Annotated in this window: 23 protein-coding genes; 22 read left to right on the top strand and 1 reads right to left on the bottom strand. The window is 38.9% G+C overall.

From position 1 onward, the window contains the following. The 8 genes from KMHG_RS04475 to KMHG_RS04510 all read left to right on the top strand — a co-directional run. Nucleotides 1-408 (top strand): RNA-guided endonuclease InsQ/TnpB family protein (locus KMHG_RS04475; RefSeq protein ID WP_010287380.1); only part of this gene is annotated, 408 nt, incomplete at its 5' end. Nucleotides 409-557: 149 nt separating this feature from the next. Beyond that, nucleotides 558-1,541 carry a cation diffusion facilitator family transporter gene (locus KMHG_RS04480; RefSeq protein ID WP_010287385.1) on the top strand — a complete coding sequence of 328 codons (984 nt, stop codon included), beginning with the start codon at nucleotides 558-560 and terminating at the stop codon, nucleotides 1,539-1,541. Nucleotides 1,542-1,647: 106 nt separating this feature from the next. After that, on the top strand, nucleotides 1,648-3,117 hold the full coding sequence (locus KMHG_RS04485; protein WP_010287386.1) for a multicopper oxidase family protein: 1,470 nt from the start codon (nucleotides 1,648-1,650) through the stop codon (nucleotides 3,115-3,117). Nucleotides 3,118-3,368: 251 nt separating this feature from the next. Continuing rightward, nucleotides 3,369-4,652 (top strand): Na+/H+ antiporter NhaC family protein, encoded by a 1,284-nt coding sequence (locus KMHG_RS04490; protein ID WP_010287387.1) that lies wholly within the window; start codon nucleotides 3,369-3,371, stop codon nucleotides 4,650-4,652. A 181-nt stretch (nucleotides 4,653-4,833) separates the two neighbouring features. After that, complete coding sequence (locus KMHG_RS04495; protein ID WP_010287388.1) at nucleotides 4,834-5,298, top strand: hypothetical protein; 465 nt, start codon at nucleotides 4,834-4,836, stop codon at nucleotides 5,296-5,298. 183 nt (nucleotides 5,299-5,481) lie between these two features. Beyond that, nucleotides 5,482-6,522 (top strand): YeeE/YedE family protein, encoded by a 1,041-nt coding sequence (locus KMHG_RS04500; RefSeq protein WP_010287389.1) that lies wholly within the window; start codon nucleotides 5,482-5,484, stop codon nucleotides 6,520-6,522. A gap of 18 nt (nucleotides 6,523-6,540) precedes the next feature. Next, nucleotides 6,541-6,765 (top strand): sulfurtransferase TusA family protein, encoded by a 225-nt coding sequence (locus KMHG_RS04505; protein ID WP_010287390.1) that lies wholly within the window; start codon nucleotides 6,541-6,543, stop codon nucleotides 6,763-6,765. 101 nt (nucleotides 6,766-6,866) lie between these two features. Continuing rightward, complete coding sequence (locus tag KMHG_RS04510; RefSeq protein WP_010287391.1) at nucleotides 6,867-7,163, top strand: hypothetical protein; 297 nt, start codon at nucleotides 6,867-6,869, stop codon at nucleotides 7,161-7,163. 36 nt (nucleotides 7,164-7,199) lie between these two features. On the opposite strand, the gene KMHG_RS04515 is transcribed toward KMHG_RS04510, so the two are convergent. Then, nucleotides 7,200-7,430, bottom strand: a complete 231-nt coding sequence (locus KMHG_RS04515) for a hypothetical protein (protein WP_010287394.1) — start codon at nucleotides 7,428-7,430, stop codon at nucleotides 7,200-7,202. A 146-nt stretch (nucleotides 7,431-7,576) separates the two neighbouring features. On the opposite strand from KMHG_RS04515, the gene KMHG_RS19410 reads away from it, so the two are divergent. From KMHG_RS19410 to KMHG_RS19260, 14 genes are all read left to right on the top strand, one after another. Continuing rightward, entirely contained in the window at nucleotides 7,577-8,419 is an 843-nt protein-coding gene (locus KMHG_RS19410; RefSeq protein ID WP_010287395.1) for a hypothetical protein, read from the top strand. Nucleotides 8,420-8,590: 171 nt separating this feature from the next. Continuing rightward, nucleotides 8,591-9,373, top strand: coding sequence for an amino acid ABC transporter substrate-binding protein (locus KMHG_RS04525; protein ID WP_010287396.1), 783 nt, complete (start codon nucleotides 8,591-8,593; stop codon nucleotides 9,371-9,373). A gap of 121 nt (nucleotides 9,374-9,494) precedes the next feature. Beyond that, nucleotides 9,495-10,151, top strand: a complete 657-nt coding sequence (locus KMHG_RS04530; RefSeq protein WP_010287397.1) for an amino acid ABC transporter permease — start codon at nucleotides 9,495-9,497, stop codon at nucleotides 10,149-10,151. A gap of 12 nt (nucleotides 10,152-10,163) precedes the next feature. Next, entirely contained in the window at nucleotides 10,164-10,904 is a 741-nt protein-coding gene (locus tag KMHG_RS04535; RefSeq protein ID WP_010287398.1) for an amino acid ABC transporter ATP-binding protein, read from the top strand. Nucleotides 10,905-11,100: 196 nt separating this feature from the next. Next, nucleotides 11,101-12,063 (top strand): DUF1835 domain-containing protein, encoded by a 963-nt coding sequence (locus KMHG_RS04540; RefSeq protein WP_010287400.1) that lies wholly within the window; start codon nucleotides 11,101-11,103, stop codon nucleotides 12,061-12,063. Further along, a complete protein-coding gene (locus tag KMHG_RS04545; RefSeq protein ID WP_010287402.1) occupies nucleotides 12,050-12,565 on the top strand; it encodes an HPP family protein in 516 nt (171 codons plus the stop codon). Before KMHG_RS04540 ends, KMHG_RS04545 begins: the two co-directional genes overlap by 14 nt. Nucleotides 12,566-12,672: 107 nt before the next feature. Further along, nucleotides 12,673-13,332 (top strand): hypothetical protein, encoded by a 660-nt coding sequence (locus KMHG_RS04550; protein WP_010287404.1) that lies wholly within the window; start codon nucleotides 12,673-12,675, stop codon nucleotides 13,330-13,332. A 174-nt stretch (nucleotides 13,333-13,506) separates the two neighbouring features. Then, nucleotides 13,507-14,259 (top strand): protein kinase domain-containing protein, encoded by a 753-nt coding sequence (locus KMHG_RS04555; protein ID WP_010287406.1) that lies wholly within the window; start codon nucleotides 13,507-13,509, stop codon nucleotides 14,257-14,259. A 94-nt stretch (nucleotides 14,260-14,353) separates the two neighbouring features. Further along, nucleotides 14,354-14,968, top strand: coding sequence for an RraA family protein (locus KMHG_RS04560; RefSeq protein ID WP_010287407.1), 615 nt, complete (start codon nucleotides 14,354-14,356; stop codon nucleotides 14,966-14,968). A gap of 107 nt (nucleotides 14,969-15,075) precedes the next feature. Continuing rightward, nucleotides 15,076-15,231: a hypothetical protein gene (locus KMHG_RS18995; protein ID WP_154647357.1), complete on the top strand. Its 156-nt coding sequence runs from the start codon at nucleotides 15,076-15,078 to the stop codon at nucleotides 15,229-15,231. 94 nt (nucleotides 15,232-15,325) lie between these two features. After that, nucleotides 15,326-16,615 carry an SPFH domain-containing protein gene (locus KMHG_RS04570; RefSeq protein ID WP_010287408.1) on the top strand — a complete coding sequence of 430 codons (1,290 nt, stop codon included), beginning with the start codon at nucleotides 15,326-15,328 and terminating at the stop codon, nucleotides 16,613-16,615. Between the two features lie 12 nt (nucleotides 16,616-16,627). Next, entirely contained in the window at nucleotides 16,628-17,740 is a 1,113-nt protein-coding gene (locus tag KMHG_RS04575; RefSeq protein ID WP_010287409.1) for a TFIIB-type zinc ribbon-containing protein, read from the top strand. Nucleotides 17,741-17,788: 48 nt separating this feature from the next. Continuing rightward, the gene (locus KMHG_RS19000) at nucleotides 17,789-17,965 is read left to right on the top strand and encodes a hypothetical protein (protein WP_154647358.1); all 177 of its coding nucleotides are present in this window, start codon (nucleotides 17,789-17,791) and stop codon (nucleotides 17,963-17,965) included. Between the two features lie 153 nt (nucleotides 17,966-18,118). Continuing rightward, the coding region (locus KMHG_RS19260) for a class I adenylate-forming enzyme family protein (RefSeq protein WP_010287410.1) at nucleotides 18,119-19,067 on the top strand (949 nt) is incomplete at its 3' end.

Genomic DNA, 19,067 nt, shown 5'->3' on the forward strand with positions numbered 1-19,067 from the left:
ATACAAAAGTTACATCAGCGTCTAGCGAATATTCGAGAAAATTACCAGAAGCACATTGTGAATGACTTGGTGAAAACCAAACCAGCATTCATTGCATTAGAAGATTTAAATGTGCGCGGTATGATGAAAAACAGACATTTATCAAAAGCGATTGCACAGCAAGGCTTCTTCAATTTTAGAACGAAGTTGCAAATGAAGTGCGAAGCGTATGGTATTGAATTACGCCTTGTGAATCGTTTTTATCCGAGTTCTAAATTATGTAGCGTATGCGGTCATAAGAAAGTAGATTTAACATTGAAAGATAGAACTTACGAATGTGTAAATTGTCATCAAGTGTTGGACCGAGATTTAAACGCCGCCATGAATTTAAAACAAGCTACACAATATGAATTGTTAGTGTCAGTTTAAATGAATAGTACGGTGGGCTACATCGGAATTGAAGCCTGTGGAGAGTGATACGAAACGTTAGTAGGGAGTACGTGCCGAGGACGCATTCTGAGAGGCAGGAAAAAGCTAGATGTATACTTTTGTATATGTTTTTAGTAGCAGGAGAATAAATGGGACATCATCATGACCATAACCATGCACATGGCCACGACCATACGCACGGCGCAAATAAAAAAACGTTATTAATCGCTTTTATTATCATTACAGCATACATGATTGTTGAAGTGATTGGCGGTTTTATGACAAATAGCTTGGCGCTTTTATCCGATGCTGGACATATGCTTAGCGATTCAATCGCATTAGGAGTCGGCGTTGCAGCATTTGCCATGGCAGAAAAAGCTGCCAATAATACGAAAACATTTGGCTATAAACGTTTTGAAATTTTAGCTGCTGTTTTTAACGGTGTTACATTGATTGCGATTGCTATTTTCATTTTTGTTGAAGCGATTCAACGCTTTTTCGAACCTGCGGAAATTGCAACAGGTGGTATGATGCTAATTGCTACAATCGGTTTAATCGTCAACATTATCGTCGCATTTATTTTACTACGCGGTGGCGATACGCACGATAATTTAAATATGCGTGCCGCCTTAGCGCACGTTATTAGTGATATGCTCGGTTCATTCGGGGCGATTATTGCCGCATTACTCATTATGTTCTTTAACTGGAGCTGGGCAGATCCACTTGCAAGTATTATTGTAGCGGTGCTCGTACTTCGTAGTGGTTTAGCTGTTACGAAAGATGCTGTACACGTATTAATGGAAGGAACACCGACAAACGTCGAATTTGATGATATCGTTCAAACGATTGAAGCGGTACCGATGGTGAAAAAAATTCACGATTTACACATTTGGACAATTACGAGTGGCACGAATGCTTTAAGTTGCCACGTCGTCGTTGATGAAGATTTAACGATTCGCGAAACGCAAGCGGTATTAGAAGATTTAGAACACCAACTATTACACAAAAATATCGCACATGTGACCGTCCAATTTGAATCGACAAAAACATCTCATCATAACGAATTATTATGTGATTTAAACGATGAACATGATCATCATCATGACCACGATCATGGACATGCGCACTCATAAGTGAAAGAGCTACTTTGTTAGCTCTTTTTTTTATTTGTCGTTAGTTGTTCATACAAATTCCAAATTTGTTCGTTATACTAGAATGGATGAAAGGGCGGGACAACTAATGAAAAAGACATTCGTAGCAACACTTTTAATGAGCGCGGCATTACTAGCAGCATGCGGCGATAACACAACAGAACAATCAACAAATACACAACAACATAATCATGCAACAATGGATACGACAGCTAAGGGTGATCATCCACAGCTCGAATTAAAAAATAATACAGGGGACCAAGTATTAACGTTTCCGAAGTTAGTGCAACCAGATCATAAAAAAGGTAAAAATGTAACGTATACATTAACAGCGCAAAAAGGAACGACAACACTATTTGATGGTTATGAAACGGAAACGTATGGCTACAATGGTGATTTGCTTGGTCCGACATTGCGTTTACAAGAAGGTCAACATGTGACGATTCATTTGAAAAATGAATTAACGGAAGCGACGACATTCCACTGGCACGGTTTAGAAGTGTCTGGAAAAGCAGATGGAGGTCCACATGCGTTAATCGAACCAGGTGAAGAGAAAACAATCAAATTTACAGTAACGCAACAGGCTGCAACGCTTTGGTATCACCCACATCCGATGGGTAATACCGCCCAACAAGTATTTAAAGGGTTAGCAGGCTTATTGTATATAGATGATGAACGTAGTGAAGCACTAGATTTACCAAATGAGTACGGCGTTGATGATTTACCAATCGTTTTACAAGATCGTACATTTACAAAAGATAAACAGCTCGATTACGGAGCAGTTGTTAATAGCGACGGTACGTATGGAGATACGATGATGATCAATGGTGTCGTCAATCCGGTACTAAAAACGGAGAAAAAACTTGTGCGTCTGCGTTTGCTAAATGGTTCAAATGCACGTAATTACATTTTACATTTCAATAACGATATGGCGTTTACGCAAATTGCGACAGACGGTGGCTTTTTAGAAAAACCGAAGAAAATGAAAGAAATTATGTTAGGTGCTGGTGAACGCGCAGAAATTTTAGTTGATTTATCGAAAGTAAAAGAACAGCAACTATCACTCGTAAACGATAAAGATGTTGTCATTTTACCGATGCAACTATCAGGAAAAGCAACAAATAAAACGACAGCGAAAACATTAAATGACATTCCTGTTGATGCAGCGCTACTTAAAGAAGAACCTTCTAAAGTTGTAAAAATGGAAGGCATGGGCGAAAATGTCACGATTAACGGCCAAAAATTTGACGAAAAGCGTATCGACTTTAAGCAGAAAAAAGGCATGACAGAAGTGTGGGAAATCGACAATGCGATTACCGATGAGGGCGGTATGATTCATCCATTCCATATTCACGGAACACAATTCCAAGTGTTATCGGTAAATGGACAAAAGCCAGAAGCGAGCTTACAAGGGTATAAAGATACGATTACGCTACAACCGGGACAAAAAGCTCGCATCGCTGTGACATTCCCATATGAAGGCATTTACATGTTCCACTGCCACATTTTAGAGCATGAAGATAACGGCATGATGGGGCAAATTGAAGTAACAAAATAGTGTAAAATGCCAGTAGAGGCTGGGACATAAGTGTAAACACATCATTTCAAATGAACATAAGAAAAACCGGAATCGCGCTGTGGCGCGGTTCCGGTTTTTTGTTGCGAACGTTAAAAAAGGAAAATGAAATGTTTTGTCCCAGCCTCTTTTTGCATTTTTAAACGAAAAATATTAGAAAAAACAAAAAATTTACACTAATCGCTATTTGTCGTATGATATACATTGTCTTATTTCAAAAATGGAGGAATACTATGCAACGAACAAACAAATGGGCACTATTGCCATTCGTTGTTTTTATCGTTTTATTTATTGGAACAGGTGTTATTAGCGGTGATTTCACAGCGATGCCTTTAAACGTCGCTGTTTTAATTGCTTGCGTCATTGCTTTTTTAATGAATCGAAAAGAAACATTAGCAACGAAAGTAGAAATTTTTACAAAAGGTGCTGGTAATGCGAACGTCATGCTGATGGTTGTGATTTTCGTGTTAGCAGGTGCCTTCTCAAGTGTCGCAAAAGGAATGGGCGCTGTAGATTCGACTGTAAACTTAGGATTAAGCTTTTTACCACCAAGTTTATTAATCGTCGGCTTATTCATTATCGGATGCTTTATTTCATTATCAATGGGTACATCAATGGGTACTGTTGTTGCACTTGCGCCGATTGGGGTTGGTATCGCTGAAAGTACAGATATCCCGATGGCGCTTGCAATGGCCACTGTTGTAGGTGGGGCTATGTTCGGTGATAACTTGTCGATTATCTCTGATACAACAATTGCCGCTGTTCGTACGCAAGGAACAGAAATGCGCGATAAATTTAAAGTAAACTTCTTTATCGTACTACCAGCTGCAATTGTAACAGCGGTTATTTTATTTGTATTAACGTCAGGTAGTACAACATCTGTCGATAATGTTGGAAATTATGCATTTACAAAAGTATTACCGTATTTAATCGTATTAATTTTAGCATTAGCTGGTTTAAATGTTATGCTCGTTCTTGTAATCGGGATTATTTTATCAGGTATTGTCGGTTTCTTAAACGGTTCATATGATTTCTTATCGTTTATTAAAACGATTGGAGAAGGTATGATCGGGATGGAAGATATCGCGATTATCGCCATTTTAATTAGTGGTTTAGTGGCGCTAATTCAACATAATGGTGGTTTACAATATTTATTGGATACGATTACGAAACGCGTGAAATCGAAAAAAGGTGCTGAAGTTGGTATCGCCTCGCTCGTGTCAGTGATTGATATTGCAACAGTGAACAATACGATTGCGATTTTAATGGCAGGACCATTAGCGAAAACAATTGCGGACAAATATGAAGTAGACCCACGTAAATCTGCGAGCTTACTAGATATTTTCGCAAGTGTGTGGCAAGGTTTATTACCATACTCACCACAACTGTTAGCAGCAGCTGGCGTAGCCGGTATTTCTACAGTAGGTATGTGGCAAGCTTATTCATTTTATCCAATTTTAATGGGTATCACAGCCATTGTTGCGATTATGATTGGCTACCCAAAACTAAAAAAATAATATGATAAGAGATGCGGCATGCCGCATCTCTTTTTTTACGTACAATTTTTGGAGAATTTGTGTGGATTGTCGCACAATTGTCAAAACGCTATCTTTTCATAAGGAAAGTATCTAGGAGAGATGAAATAAGGAATGTTATAATAGATGTTGAAGAGATAGACTTAAAGGAGCGATATGCGAAATGAAAGGCTTAAAATGGGGCATCACGACGTTCGCAGCGGCGGCATTATTATTAAGTGGTTGTGGTGAAAATAACGACAAACCACCGAAAAGTAAATTGTTAATGACGAGTTCACAAGTACAATCGACACTTGGAGATTACTGCTGGGAAGTAGATGGTAAACAAAAATGTGAAGATAGCGATGATATCGTTGATGTACTTGAAAAAGAAGATGCCATCACAGTTACATTAAATACACCGATGACGTTCTCAATCGATAGTAAAGACCGTCCGCAAACAGGCACGTTAGAATGGGTTAGTGATAACGGTGAAAAAGGGAAAGAAACGTTAAAAGGATCGCTCGTATATTCACCGAAAAAAGTCGGTATTTACTACTACACATATACAGCGAATTGGGACGGTTCTGGTAAAAAAGGTTATAAAGGGAAAGTCCAATACTTCTATAAAGTGGAAGCTTTACAATAAATAAGGTAAATGTACTGTGCGATGCGCAGTACATTTTTTAATTTGCAGAAAAATGCTCTTTCACGCATGAAATTTATTAATTATTAGTATTCTAATAGGAATTGAAGTAAAAAAAGTTGTTATTTTTTATAGATGGTGTAATATAACCCTATAAGTTTAGTAGGAAATGAAGGGGTTTAAGTTATGGCATTTATGATTATTACCGGTCTACTTGTCGGCGCGCTATTAGGGTTCGTCCTACAGCGTGGTCGTTGGTGTTTAACAGGTGGTTTCCGTGATATGTATATTGCAAAAGATAATCGTATGTTTTATGCGTTATTAATTGCAATCGTTATTCAAAGCGTAATTGTATACGCATTGATTGCTGCGGGTATCGTTGAATACGCTGCAGGCACATTCTCGTTAATTGCAATTATCGGTGGGGGCTTCGTGTTCGGTATCGGTATTATTTTAGCAGGTGGTTGCGCGACAGGTACGTGGTATCGTGCAGGGGAAGGTTTAATTGGTAGTTGGGCAGCGCTTGCATTTTACATGCTAACAGCAGCAGTAATGAAAACAGGTGTTTTATCTGGCTTCACAGCAAGTGCATCATCGGTTACAGTCGTGAACAACTCAATGGCAGATACATTACATGTGAATGTATGGGTATTAATTGCATTACTTGTTGTCATCGTTGCAGCGATTTTAGTGAAATATTCACGCCGTCCAAAAGTATTTATTCCGCAATTAAAACCGAAAAAATCAGGTTTAGCACACATTTTATTTGAAAAACGTTGGCATCCGTTTACAACTGCGGTACTAGTCGGTTTAATTGCTGCACTAGCATGGCCTGTATCTGAGGCAACGGGTCGTATGTTCGGTCTTGGTGTCACAGTGCCATCAGCAAACGTGATTCAATATTTAATCACTGGGGATCAACAATTTGTGAACTGGGGTATGTTTTTAGTATTAGGTATTTTCATCGGTTCATTTATCGCGGCAAAAGGAAGTGGCGAGTTCCGTTGGCGTGTACCGAATGCGAAAACAATGGTCACAAGTTCAACAGGTGGTATTTTAATGGGTGTCGGCGCTAGTTTAGCAGGCGGATGCTCAATCGGTAACGGTTTAGTGATGACAGCAATGATGACATGGCAAGGCTGGATCGGTTTATTATTTATGATTTTAGGTGTATGGACAGCATCATATTTCGTATTTGTGCGTCCTACAAAACGTAAAGTAGCATAATTTTTGGAGGTAATGAACATGAAAAAAGTATTAGAAACAGCGGGTAAAGTTTGCCCATTCCCATTAATTGAAGCAAAAGAAGCAATGCAAGATTTACAATCAGGTGATGATTTAGTCATCAACTTCGATTGTACACAAGCGACAGAATCAATTCCTCGTTGGGCAGCAGAAGAAGGCCACACTGTATCAAACTATGAAGCATTAGATGATGCAAACTGGACAATTACTGTAACGAAAAAATAGACACGTTCATAAAAAGTACTTTCGAAGTTGAGAAAACTTTGAAAGTGCTTTTTTGATTTGCTATGATGAAGAAGAATAAATCGTAGATAAGGAAGATTCACATGACAAACAAATTTACTGTAAGCAATATGTTAACAGAACGCGGTACAGGCCGTGTGACAAAAATTTATGCGATGACACCAGATCGCCAACCGTTTGATTTATTAGACGTAAGCGTATTAAAACATTACGGTGTAGCAACGGTTGAAGGATTGCGCGAAAAAATGACTGCTGCAAACATTGCCTTTGATTTAGTAGAAAAAGGCCATAGCATCTCATTAACACTTGCATCACAAGAAGATGCAACACGCTTTATCGAACAGATTGCGCCGCTTTATAACGACGTATTACAAGGATAATATAAAAAAGGAGTCGCATAGGCGGCTCCTTTTTCGTTAGAAATTTAATGCAAAACACTCTTCTTCTGAAAGTGTGATCTCATCCAGTTCACCATATGTGACTGATAAGTGCTGAACAGTTGCGCCATGTTGACGTGCTAATTGTTCAGCCGCTGTTTCATCGGTAAACGCATAGGCTGCTTCTTCGTCTGCAGTAAAGCCTTCATGCGCTACGTATAAGTCATCTTTTTGAATGACGTAATAATGAATACAATCGCTCGTTTTCATACGCTACAGTTCCTCCGTTCTTTTTAAGACACAAAGAGTAATGTAACATAGATTAGCCTAAAAATAAAGAGGGTTTGTTTTTTAGAAAACTAAATAAAGGGTGGAAATTCGCGATAAAAAGAGAAACAGCAAATGAGGTGGACACGATGGATTTTTTTAGGAAACGGCAAGAACAAAAAAGTATTCAACGAACGTATGATCAACGTGGATTCGATAAAAATGGCCTGCATTTAAATGGCACAATGTATGATTATGATGGTTTTGACCAGCAAGGTTACGATGCACAGCGGTTTAAAAGAGATGGTTTTAACGATGAAGGGATTGACCGAGACGGATACGATCGTCAAGGTTATAAAAATGGATATGACCGCCAAGGATACAATCGATACGGTTTTAATCGTCAAGGGTTTAATAAGCGTGGTTTTACGAAAGAAGGACGTCGTTACGATGATCGTGGTTTTAATGCGAAAGGCTATAATGCGAAAGGATTTCATCATAAAGGGTATCATCGTAACGGAACGATGTACGATGACGACGGTTACAATGCGTTAGGGTATGACCGTTATGGGTATAATCGCGTTGGTTTCAATGCGGCTGGATACAATCGTGAAGGACGGGACCAACATGGGTGTAATAAAGCGGAGATTCAGAAGCGGACAGCGTTAGTTGCAGAAATGAATCAACGTGAACAGCATACATTATCGCCACTTGAACAACGAATTATAGACCTTGCGACACAAAAGAAACCGACAAATCCTGTGAATGAAACATTGCAACATCATTATAAACACCATTTATCGCATCATCCGAAAGGAAAGACAGCGGGACCTTTCGATGCAAAAGGCTTCAATGTTTATGGGATGCATCAAAATGGCACACCACTTGATGACGAAGGTTACTCTAAAGAAGGCTTTGATCAATATGGATTTGATCGTCAAGGTTACAATAAACATGGGATAAATCGAGCTGGAAAACATCGTTATGAGTGAAAATAGTAACATTATTTTCAGTTAAATAAACAGAAAATTTAGAATTCCTAAAAAGTGTTGACAGTTTCTTTTGCAACATGTTAGTATTTCAATACATTAGTGATTTAGCACAGTAAAGTTTTTATGAAAAATAACAATAAATACAATGATAAAATGAGGCAGGGATTAAAGATGAAAAAGGTTTTCGCACTATTATTCATGCTAGTCGGTATCGTTTCTGTACTAGCAGCATGTGGTTCATCTGATAAATCAGAAGGCGACAGCAAAGAAAAAATTATTATCGGTATTGATGACAAATTTGCACCATTAGGCTTCCGTGATGATAAAAATGAAATCGTCGGTTTTGATATCGACTTAGCAAAAGCAGCAGCAAAAGAAATGGGTACAGAAGTTGAATTCCAACCAATTGATTGGTCAACAAAAGAATCAGAATTAGCATCAGGTCGTATCGACTTAATCTGGAACGGTTACACAATTACAGACGAGCGTAAAGAAAAAGTATTATTTACAAAACCTTACTTAGAAAACGCACAAGTAATCGTTACATTAAAAGATTCAAAATTAACGAAACTAACTGATTTAGAAGGCAAAAAAATCGGTATCCAAGCACAATCATCTGCACTTGATGCATTCAATGAGAGCGATATGAGTAAAAAAGTGAAAAACGTATCTGAATTTAAAGATAACGTATTAGCACTTAATGATTTAAAAGCGAAACGTGTAGATGCGGTTGTGATTGACGAAGTTGTAATTGACTACTACATGACACAACAAAAAGATACATTTAAAATTATGGATGAATCACTTGCACCTGAGCAATACGGTGTAGGTATTAAAAAAGGGAATGAAGAATTACAAACGAAGTTACAAGATGCTTTAGATAAAATGAACGAAGATGGCACTGCTGAAGAGATTTCTAACAAATGGTTTGGTGAAAGCAAAGTTCTTAAATAAGGCTAACTTTCGGAAGAGTTTTCTGCAATTTGCAGGAGACTCTTTCATTTGTTTGTTTAATCAAGTAAAGTGTCGTAAACAGCAAAAATTTATGATGCTGTATTAAAGGAGGAACAAAAAGATGGCGGATTATTGGTCATCGGTCATTTTGCCAATGCTTGACGGTGCTAAAATGACGATCTTATTATTCTTTATCGCAATTATTATTTCAGCGCCAGTTGGTTTTTTATTAACGCTTGCTGTAAATAGTAAATTCAAGCCTTTATCGTGGCTAGCAAACATTTACATTACGATTATGCGTGGTACGCCACTGTTACTACAATTGTTAATTATTTGCTTCGGTTTACCGATGATTCCCGGAATCGGCGAATATTTAACATTAGATCGTTTCGTCGCTGCATGCGTCGGTTTTATTTTAAACTATGCCGCATACTTCGCAGAAATTTTCCGCGGTGGTTTATTATCAGTAGATAAAGGTCAATACGAAGCAGCAAAAGTATTAGGTCTAACAAAATCACAAACGACACGTAAAATTGTATTACCACAAATGTTCCGCGTCGCATTACCATCTGTCGCGAATGAATCGATTACGTTAATTAAGGATACTGCGCTACTATACGCAGTTGCTGTACCTGAGTTACTTCACTTTGCAGAAACAGCTGTAAACCGTGACTTCTCAATTGTTCCTTACTTTATCGCAGGTTTCATTTACTTATTGATGACGATTGCCTTAACGGTATTCTTTAAATGGTTAGAGCGTCGCTTCAAATTTGAATAGGAGGGTTTGAATATGGCAATTGTAGAAATTCAAAATTTAAAAAAATCATTCGGCACGAATGAAGTATTAAAAAATATTACGTTTGATGTTGAAAAAAATGATGTCATCGCTGTTATCGGCCCTTCTGGTTCAGGTAAAAGTACGATGTTACGTAGTTTAATTCATTTAGAAGAAATTAATGGTGGTACGATTAAAATTGATGGTGAAGCATTTGTTGAAAACGGCGTGTATCAACGTCCTGATGTGATTAAACATGCAACATCAAAAATGGGCATGGTGTTCCAACAGTTTAATTTATTCCCACACTTAACAGTAAAAGGGAATTTAGAACTCGCACCGAAAATGGCCGGTCATAAACATGATATTTCAGCACAAACGGCAGACTTATTAGCAAAAGTAGGATTATCCGCAAAAATAGACGCCTATCCGAAAAGTTTATCAGGTGGTCAACAACAACGTGTTGCCATCGCACGTGCGCTCATGATGAACCCAGAAATTTTACTATTTGACGAACCAACATCTGCACTAGATCCAGAATTAACAGGAGAAGTGCTGAAAGTAATGAAAGATTTAGCTGAAGAAAATATGACGATGATCGTCGTAACACATGAGATGGGCTTTGCACGCGGCGTCGCAAACAAAGTTGTCTTTATGGATGGCGGCGAAATCGTTGAGGCAGGGACACCTGACGAAGTATTTGGCAATCCAAAACAAGAACGTACGAAAGCATTTTTAGCGAAAAATTTAAAATAAATGCGAGGCAAGGGTGCACTATGATTTTCATAGTGTGCTCTTTTTATATAGAAGATTCGCAGACAATTTCGTATAATTATATCTTAAAAGAGGTAAATTTCTATTTATTTCACTGAAACAGGTGTTGTACAATAGATATTAGTATACCGCTTGGAATTGTCAATAATCGGTATGAATGATGAAGGGGGCTCGACACATGGAGAAATCAGATTTGATGAAACAGAAAATTGATGAGCTTTCAGAGAAACAAGCGAAAGATTTATTGCTCGATTTATATACAGAATTAGATGAAACAGATGAATTGTGGTTCGAAGAGCATTTAAAAAATCAGTTAGAATGGGACGGTGCAACGGTACATATCGTATTCGGTCGTACGGCGTCTATGAGTTTAAAACAAGCGTTAGAAGAACGTGTCATTGCGTTTCCTGACGTATTATCGATGGCACCATTAAAATCGATTAATACGTGGAAAGGAATGGAAGCACGTTACGCATGGATTAAACAAAACTTAACAGATACATATCATGAATTTAAAAAAATAAAACGTAATATGATGCAGTCATTCCGTGATTTAAAACGTTTATCACCAGAGCAAGACGTCGTTATTTGGACATGTCAAAACTCTGCAGAACAAATAGGCTTACGTATCGTTTTGGCAGCGTTGCCAGAAGTTGCATCGATTCGTCTCGTCGACACGTATCGAGGATATCGTGATATTGAACAGCACGATACACCAGGTTTCCCGCGTACGACGGGTGAAGTAGCACCTGAATTTTTAGCACAAATGGCGCTTTTACCAGAAGTGTTTTTAACATTTGAACAAATGACGCAGTTACGCGAAGAAGGAAAATATTGGTTAGAAAGCGAGGCGTTTCTTCATTTATTTGAAGCAGGAGAATTAAAAGCATTCGACGTCAGCGCCTTAGATCAATTTATTTTAGATCATGTCGCGCGTATGCAAGAAGAGGATTATGTAAAAGCAGCTGAGCTGTTAAGTGAAGTATATGGCACGATGAAAGACTATACAGGCGATGTATTTTTAGAGTACCGCGTACGTGCACTTATTGCGACAGGTGTATTGTTATCACGTGGTGATTTAAACGATATGATGCTGTATGAAGTACGTCTAGCAAGTGACGTTGCAAATGTGGAACAGTAACTATTTTAGTAAAATGAAAGGTGAGGGAAAAAATCCCCTTACTGTCTATACGAAAGATCTTATTGTCGCATTTATCGGTGCAGCTATTACGATTACTGTATTGATTTATTTAGCGAAAGAACTGCATTCTCAAATGATTATTGCATCTTTTGGTGGGAGCTGTGCATTAGCTTTTGGCGTATGGCAAGCGCCGGTATCACAGCCGCGGAGTATTTTAGTTGGTCATGTGCTATCGACATTCATTGCGTTACTCATCGTGCATACGTTAGGCAATACGCCTGTTCTCGTAGGCTTAGCTGTCGCGTTATCGATTACGGGGATGATGCTTACACGCACGATGCATCCGCCAGCTGCAGCGAATCCGATCGTTGTCATGCTAGAAGGACATACGTCGTGGGAATTTTTACTGTTTCCAACTGCGACGGGGGCATGTGTCGTCATTTTACTAGCGCTCATTGTGAACAATTTGAGTCGCTTAAGACGCTATCCGACGTATTGGTAAATCGCCTTTGAATTGTCATCGGTTATTCATTGCTCTTATAGTTGAATATTGCTACTATTATAAGGACAACGGGCATTGTGCCTATTAGATAGAGGAGATTTTGAGAAATGAATATCGTCATTCTTCTTGTGTTTTATTTAGTATCTGTATCACTAGGGATGCTAGCAATTTACTTAGGTGTACCGACAGAATATGCTGTAGGATTTTTCGCCGTACTAGCAGTTGTGTTAATTGCGAGCTATTCGTATATCATTACATCTAGTAAAAACACAAAATTAATTTTACGCTTAATGCGTATGCAAAAATCAGATCCAATGTTCCAACATTCAATCGCTGTACTAGAAGGTACAAAAGAAGATGAACTTGATGAAATTGAACGTATTACACGTAAAAAAAGCCGTAATGCAGACACTGTAGCGGATTACGATTTCCGTCGTGCGATTCGTCAAGAAAATTTAACTGCTGCGAAAATGATCGTTGGTAATATGAAAAAAGGGCCGTTAAAACGTTATAATCAAGCGCAATGTGAGGTTTATATGGGTAAATACGGTATGGCACGTGAAATTCCACAAGTACAATCTTGGATGGACCACTCAATTGAAGCACTTATTGCATATGAACAAGGTAATAAGGAAAAGTATATTGCAGAAATGGATCAATCGATTGAACTTGCAAAAGGAACATATCGCGTACAACAATATGCATTGAAAGAAAAAACGTTAAAAGAATGGCCAACAAAAAAACCATCTCGTAAACGTTTTTCATAAACATGTAGGAGGTGAAAGCCTTTTACATGTTTTTTTAATAGCGAGAAAATTATTATATTGAAAAAGAAAAAGGAATTCGGTAAACTAACCTTATTAAGTAAATTATCTCGCAAGGTAGAAAAAACACGATGATATGCAGTAAATAGCAACTAAAAAAGATTAAAAGAGGTAACGATGAAACAAACGTTAGAAAACTTCCGAGAATTATCAACAAATCAACTATTTTTAGAATATATTGCAACCGAAACGCCGTATACATATATTCGTACGTTGCAAAAGGGAACTGCGAGTATTTTATATTTGTTAGAAAACTATCAAACGAAAGAACAAGTCGTCTTAAAGCGTATGCGAAAGCGCACGTTAAAGCGTCCAAAATACCGCGTGCGATATGCATGTGAATGTGATGCATTACAGCGTTTAGACGTGCCGGAAGTACCTACATTTTTAGCACAAGGACAAGTATCTCGTGTCCCGTTTCAAATCATGCAATATATGCCAGGGAGTACTTTAACACGCGCGACGCCCTATTCATTCAATGAAGCTTTTGATGTTGTAAAGCGTGTCAGTATGATTTTACAAAATATTCATCGTCAAGGATTCATACATCATCACGTAACACCGGATCATATTTTAATAGATGGACATAACCTTTCAGTTGTAGGATTTGGCCATGTTGCTTCGCTTTCTCCACATGAGACGGTACCTTATAAAATCAAAACGATAGCAGATGATATCGACCAACTTGCACGCCTATTTTTAGCGTTAACATCAGATGCGACGAATTTTAAATGGAAAAAGGCAGAGGGCTATATTATGCAGCGCCCTTATACCCCACTTTATCAATTGTTAAAACAAGCATTACAACAGCAATTAGATGTTTCTGTCGCATCATTTGTTGATATGCTACAACTACATATTTCTCAATAAACATACGCCGACGCTGATGCGAAGACGTATGTTTATAATTGACAAAATTTTCAATTAATTTTACTGTTAACATATAAAGACTGGAGGAATGAATATGACAGAGCGATTTCAACAATTACCAACAACAGCGGTGAGCGATGCGCTAAAAGGGCGAAATCATTTACCTTCGACAATTAAACCACTAAATGAAGCACATCATATTGCCGGAAAAGCGGTCACAGTAAAATTGCCGATTTACGAAAATGGTGCGGTAATGGCGGCGATGTTAGAAGCGCAGCCTGGTGATATTTTGGTCGTTGATATTGAAGGTAATACATCGCGTGCAGTAGCGGGAGACTTTGTCATCGGTATGATGCAAAAACTCGATATTGGTGGTCTCGTCGTAAATGGTGCAATTCGCGATAAAGAGGCGGTACTTGCGCTAGATTTCCCTGTATTCGTAACCGGCATTACACCTGCTGCTGGGGTGAAAAATGGCGGTGGTAAAGTAAATGTCCCGATTACGATTGGTGCAACGACGATTCAACCAGGGGACATTGTTGTCGGCGATCGTGACGGTGTCGTCATCGTACCGAAAGAAGCGGTAGAAGAAGTTGCAACACGTGCACAGGATAAAATGGCGAAAGATGAAGAACGTGAACGTACAGTAAGTGCTTCTCGTGAATCTATCGTGGCACATTTAACGGAAGTGACAGCACGTTTAGATTAATAGTATACTAGTCGACAGAGGTGTTGAACATGAATCGACTTGGCGTAACGTCGCTAATATGCGGCATACTTGCGCTTGTACTATTGGTTGCTTTAAGTGGCATACATATGAACTTTTGGCTGTTCGTTTTATTATTTTTAGTAATAACGATTACAGGGCTCGTTTGTGCCGTGAAAGCAAAGCAAATTGTCTATTTATTAATCGGGGGTTTGTTAAACGGTCTTATCCTCATTTATACGATGTTACTTGCGTTTGCGAGTTAAGGAAAAGGATGTGCTTGAGGCGCATCCTTTTTTACATAGATAAATCAGTACAACAATGCTAAAATTTGGTTAATAACGCTAGGAGGTAATGAATATGGGATTAATTAGAGCAGGTATTGACGCAACGAAAGGTGTATTAGAAGATCAATACCGTGATTATTTTTATTGTGAAAGTTTACCGCAAGATGTGCTCGTTCAAAAAGGGGTACGTCGTCAAACGAAACGTGGGTCTAATAAAGGCAACGACAATATTATTTCAAATGGGTCTGTTATTGCGGTAAATGATGGACAATGTATGATGATCGTAGAACAAGGGAAAATCGTAGAAGTTTGTCAAGAGCCAGGCGAATTCGTTTACGATACATCTACAGAGCCGAGCATTTTTTACGATGGTAACTTTATGGACAACTTAAAAGAAACGTTTAAACAAATCGGTAAACGTTTTACATTTGGCGGGGAACCTGCGAAAGACCAACGTATTTATTATTTCAATACGAAAGAAATTATGGGCAATAAATATGGCACGCCAGCACCGATTCCATTCCGTGTCGTAGATCGCAACATTGGATTAGACATTGATATTTCAATTCGTAGTCATGGTGAATATTCGTATCGTATTACAAATCCATTATTATTCTATACGAACGTAACAGGAAACGTAGCAGATAGTTATACGCGCGATACGATTGATGGCCAGTTGAAATCAGAGTTAATGACAGCGCTACAACCTGCATTTGCGCAAATTTCAGCACAAGGTGTTCGTTATAGCGAAGTACCAGCGCATACGATTGAATTAGCAAATGCGCTCAATAAAGTACTGTCTGATAAATGGGAGCAAACACGCGGTATTAAAGTAGGTACAATCGGAGTAAGTACAATGAAAGCTTCAGATGAAGATGAAGCAATGATTAAACAATTACAACGTAACGCTGTACTGCGCGATCCGACGATGGGTGCTGCACAAATTACTGGTGCGCAAGCGGATGCGATGATGAAAGCGGCGGAAAATGAAAATGGTGCAATCGGTGGCTTTATGGGCATGGGTATGGCACAAAATGCGGGTGGTATGAATGCAGGCGACCTTTATAAAATGGGCGCGCAACAACAGCAAAATCAACAACCACCGCAACCACAAGTCGATATGTGGGTATGTAGCTGTGGCGCGCAAAATACAGGGAAGTTCTGTTCTGACTGTGGCAAGCCAAAACCAGAAAAAGACACGTGGACATGTAGTTGCGGTACAGAAAATAGCGGGAAATTCTGTTCGGATTGTGGTAAGCCAAAACCGAGTGTCGTAAGTTGTTCAAACTGTGGTTTTGAAGCGCCAGACCCACAAAATCCTCCGAAGTTCTGTCCAGAATGTGGTCAAGCATTCAACGCGTAAGGAGGCTTTCATATGACACAGAAAAATGATGGCCAAGAAGATGCGCCATTAAAAGAAGTAAACGTTGATTTTAATACCGAATGTCCGATGTGTAGTGCGTCGATTGCTTTTGACCCGGCAAGCGGTAAATTAACTTGTCCGTATTGTGGCTATGAAACGGCGATTGAAGTGCCTGAAAAAGAAGCGCAAAGAACGGCACAAGAAATGGATTTTCATGCGGCAGATCGACGTGAGAGTTATGACTGGGGTGTTGAGAAAAAAACACTCATTTGTGAAGAATGTGGTGCGGAATCTATTTATGATGAACTCCAAGTTTCTGACACGTGCCCATATTGTGGTTCCCATCAAGTTATGGCGGCAGCTACAGTAGATACACTCGCACCGAATGGCGTATGTACGTTTAATATTACGGAAAAACAAGCAGGACAGCAGTTCCAAAAATGGATTAAAGGGAAATGGTTTACCCCAAGCGCTGCTAAAAAATCAGCAAAGCCAGACGCGTTTACCGGTGTCTATATTCCGTATTGGACATTTGATTCGCATACAGCCTCTCATTACACCGCGTCATATGGTATTAGTCGGACTGTTACCGATAGAGATGGCAATACACGTATTGAAACGGATTGGTATCGCACGTCAGGTTTATACCAACGATTTATCGATGATGAACTTGTGCTAGCATCAAAACGCTATGATCGTGATTTATTACAACGTGTAGAACCATACGATACTACAGATAATAAAGCATATCGTCCACAATATTTATCTGGTTTTTTAGCTGAGCGTTACAGCATCGGCTTAGATGAAGGATGGGGTATTGCACAAGGACAAATCAATAGTAAATTGCACAGTGAAATTACGCGTGAAATTTATCGTAGACACGGTGCAGACCAAGTTTCAGGATTACAATTTTCAACGACACACGATCAAATTACGTATAAATATTTGATGTTGCCGATGTGGCTATCTTCTTTCCAATACAAAAGTAAAGTGTATCAATTTATGGTCAATGGTCAAAATGGGAAAGTTGGTGGCAGAGCACCGATTTCGCCATTGCGTGTTACAATCGCTGTTATCGTGGCCTTGATTGCGATTTTTTTCATCTATATGTTTACACAATCGTGAAACGGGTGTGCTACAATTGTAGAAAAAGCGTTGAAGGAGTTAACAATCGTGTTATTGTTTAAACGTATTTTCTTCTCATTATGGATTATTGCAGGGTTATATTTCACTATCGTTTCATATGATAATTTAACGCGCGAGGCAAACTCAATTATGCACTTAACAGCAGCTGCTGTATTAGCAATTGGCGCCGCGCAAGTATACTTTTCATTCTCGAAGAAAAATTAAATAGCGTAGAAAAAGCTAAGAAATCATGATGTATTTCTTAGCTTTTTGCGTCGTAATAGGTAATTTTTGTTTTCAATATATGGATAATTGTGTAAAATAATAGCAAGACTCGTGTTTTTTCTAGAAAAAACGTGCAATTAAGGGGGAACGGGAATGATAGCAACGACAGCGTTAGAAATGAATGCATTACGTATTCCACATGAAGTATGCGTACAATATCGTGATACATCTTATACGTGGAAAACATTAGAAGAAGAAGCGAATCGTTACGCCAATGGGCTAGGCAATCGAGGAATCCGTCGTGGCGATCACGTAGCACTTTTAATGAAAAACTCTGCGGATTTTATTGTCATGAGTTATGCGGTATGGAAAGTAGGGGCGGTACTTGTACCAATCCATTATCGCTCAGCTACACCGGAAGTCGTTTACATATTACAACACGCCAATGTGAAGGCGATATTAATAGATGAATCTTATGTGTCACTTGTGACGCAAGCGCTTTCTGAAGTCGATGAACAACCTTCATTCGTCGTGCACATGGGCGAACGAGTTGAAGGGAATATATTGCCAAAAACGTCGATTCGAGCGAACACGACTAAATCTGTCGGAACGCACATAGAAGGTGGGCATTTTGCGGAGTTACTGTACACACAAGGAACGACAGGAAAACCAAAAGGCGCGCTGTTTACACATAATCAAGTAATGGATACAGCGATGATTTATGAACGAATGGGGCAAATGAAACGTCGTGATTGTTATGTCGTTAGTGTGCCATTATGTCATGGACTAGCGTTAAATGCCATCGTTTTAATGACCGCACTTGTTGGAGGTTCCATCTTAATTGAAGACCATTTTGATCCAGAAGAAGTGTTAGATTGGTTCCAACATCGACAAGTTACGCATTTCTTCGGTGTGCCGTCGATGTATCACGCACTTCTTGAAAAAGTACCTGACAATTTTGCGGCGCCATCGTTACGTATTATGAATTATGGTGCGGCACCGATGCCAGTTGATTTACTAGATAGAGCTATACAGTTATTTCCGACAGTACAGTTTTTCAATTTTTACGGAACGACAGAAAGTGGGCCAACGGGTTTAACGC

Origin of the sequence: Kurthia massiliensis (genome assembly GCF_000285555.1) — a bacterium.
GTDB classification, from domain to species: Bacteria; Bacillota; Bacilli; order Bacillales_A; family Planococcaceae; genus Kurthia; species Kurthia massiliensis.

Bases quoted from the DNA above. Each gene is read 5' to 3' on its own strand.
- KMHG_RS04480 (WP_010287385.1), top strand. From the start codon at position 558: ATGGGACATCATCATGACCATAACCATGCACATGGCCACGACCATACG.
- KMHG_RS04485 (WP_010287386.1), top strand. From the start codon at position 1,648: ATGAAAAAGACATTCGTAGCAACACTTTTAATGAGCGCGGCATTACTA.
- KMHG_RS04490 (WP_010287387.1), top strand. From the start codon at position 3,369: ATGCAACGAACAAACAAATGGGCACTATTGCCATTCGTTGTTTTTATC.
- KMHG_RS04495 (WP_010287388.1), top strand. From the start codon at position 4,834: ATGAAAGGCTTAAAATGGGGCATCACGACGTTCGCAGCGGCGGCATTA.
- KMHG_RS04500 (WP_010287389.1), top strand. From the start codon at position 5,482: ATGGCATTTATGATTATTACCGGTCTACTTGTCGGCGCGCTATTAGGG.
- KMHG_RS04505 (WP_010287390.1), top strand. From the start codon at position 6,541: ATGAAAAAAGTATTAGAAACAGCGGGTAAAGTTTGCCCATTCCCATTA.
- KMHG_RS04510 (WP_010287391.1), top strand. From the start codon at position 6,867: ATGACAAACAAATTTACTGTAAGCAATATGTTAACAGAACGCGGTACA.
- KMHG_RS04515 (WP_010287394.1), bottom strand. From the start codon at position 7,430: ATGAAAACGAGCGATTGTATTCATTATTACGTCATTCAAAAAGATGAC.
- KMHG_RS19410 (WP_010287395.1), top strand. From the start codon at position 7,577: ATGGATTTTTTTAGGAAACGGCAAGAACAAAAAAGTATTCAACGAACG.
- KMHG_RS04525 (WP_010287396.1), top strand. From the start codon at position 8,591: ATGAAAAAGGTTTTCGCACTATTATTCATGCTAGTCGGTATCGTTTCT.
- KMHG_RS04530 (WP_010287397.1), top strand. From the start codon at position 9,495: ATGGCGGATTATTGGTCATCGGTCATTTTGCCAATGCTTGACGGTGCT.
- KMHG_RS04535 (WP_010287398.1), top strand. From the start codon at position 10,164: ATGGCAATTGTAGAAATTCAAAATTTAAAAAAATCATTCGGCACGAAT.
- KMHG_RS04540 (WP_010287400.1), top strand. From the start codon at position 11,101: ATGGAGAAATCAGATTTGATGAAACAGAAAATTGATGAGCTTTCAGAG.
- KMHG_RS04545 (WP_010287402.1), top strand. From the start codon at position 12,050: ATGTGGAACAGTAACTATTTTAGTAAAATGAAAGGTGAGGGAAAAAAT.
- KMHG_RS04550 (WP_010287404.1), top strand. From the start codon at position 12,673: ATGAATATCGTCATTCTTCTTGTGTTTTATTTAGTATCTGTATCACTA.
- KMHG_RS04555 (WP_010287406.1), top strand. From the start codon at position 13,507: ATGAAACAAACGTTAGAAAACTTCCGAGAATTATCAACAAATCAACTA.
- KMHG_RS04560 (WP_010287407.1), top strand. From the start codon at position 14,354: ATGACAGAGCGATTTCAACAATTACCAACAACAGCGGTGAGCGATGCG.
- KMHG_RS18995 (WP_154647357.1), top strand. From the start codon at position 15,076: ATGAACTTTTGGCTGTTCGTTTTATTATTTTTAGTAATAACGATTACA.
- KMHG_RS04570 (WP_010287408.1), top strand. From the start codon at position 15,326: ATGGGATTAATTAGAGCAGGTATTGACGCAACGAAAGGTGTATTAGAA.
- KMHG_RS04575 (WP_010287409.1), top strand. From the start codon at position 16,628: ATGACACAGAAAAATGATGGCCAAGAAGATGCGCCATTAAAAGAAGTA.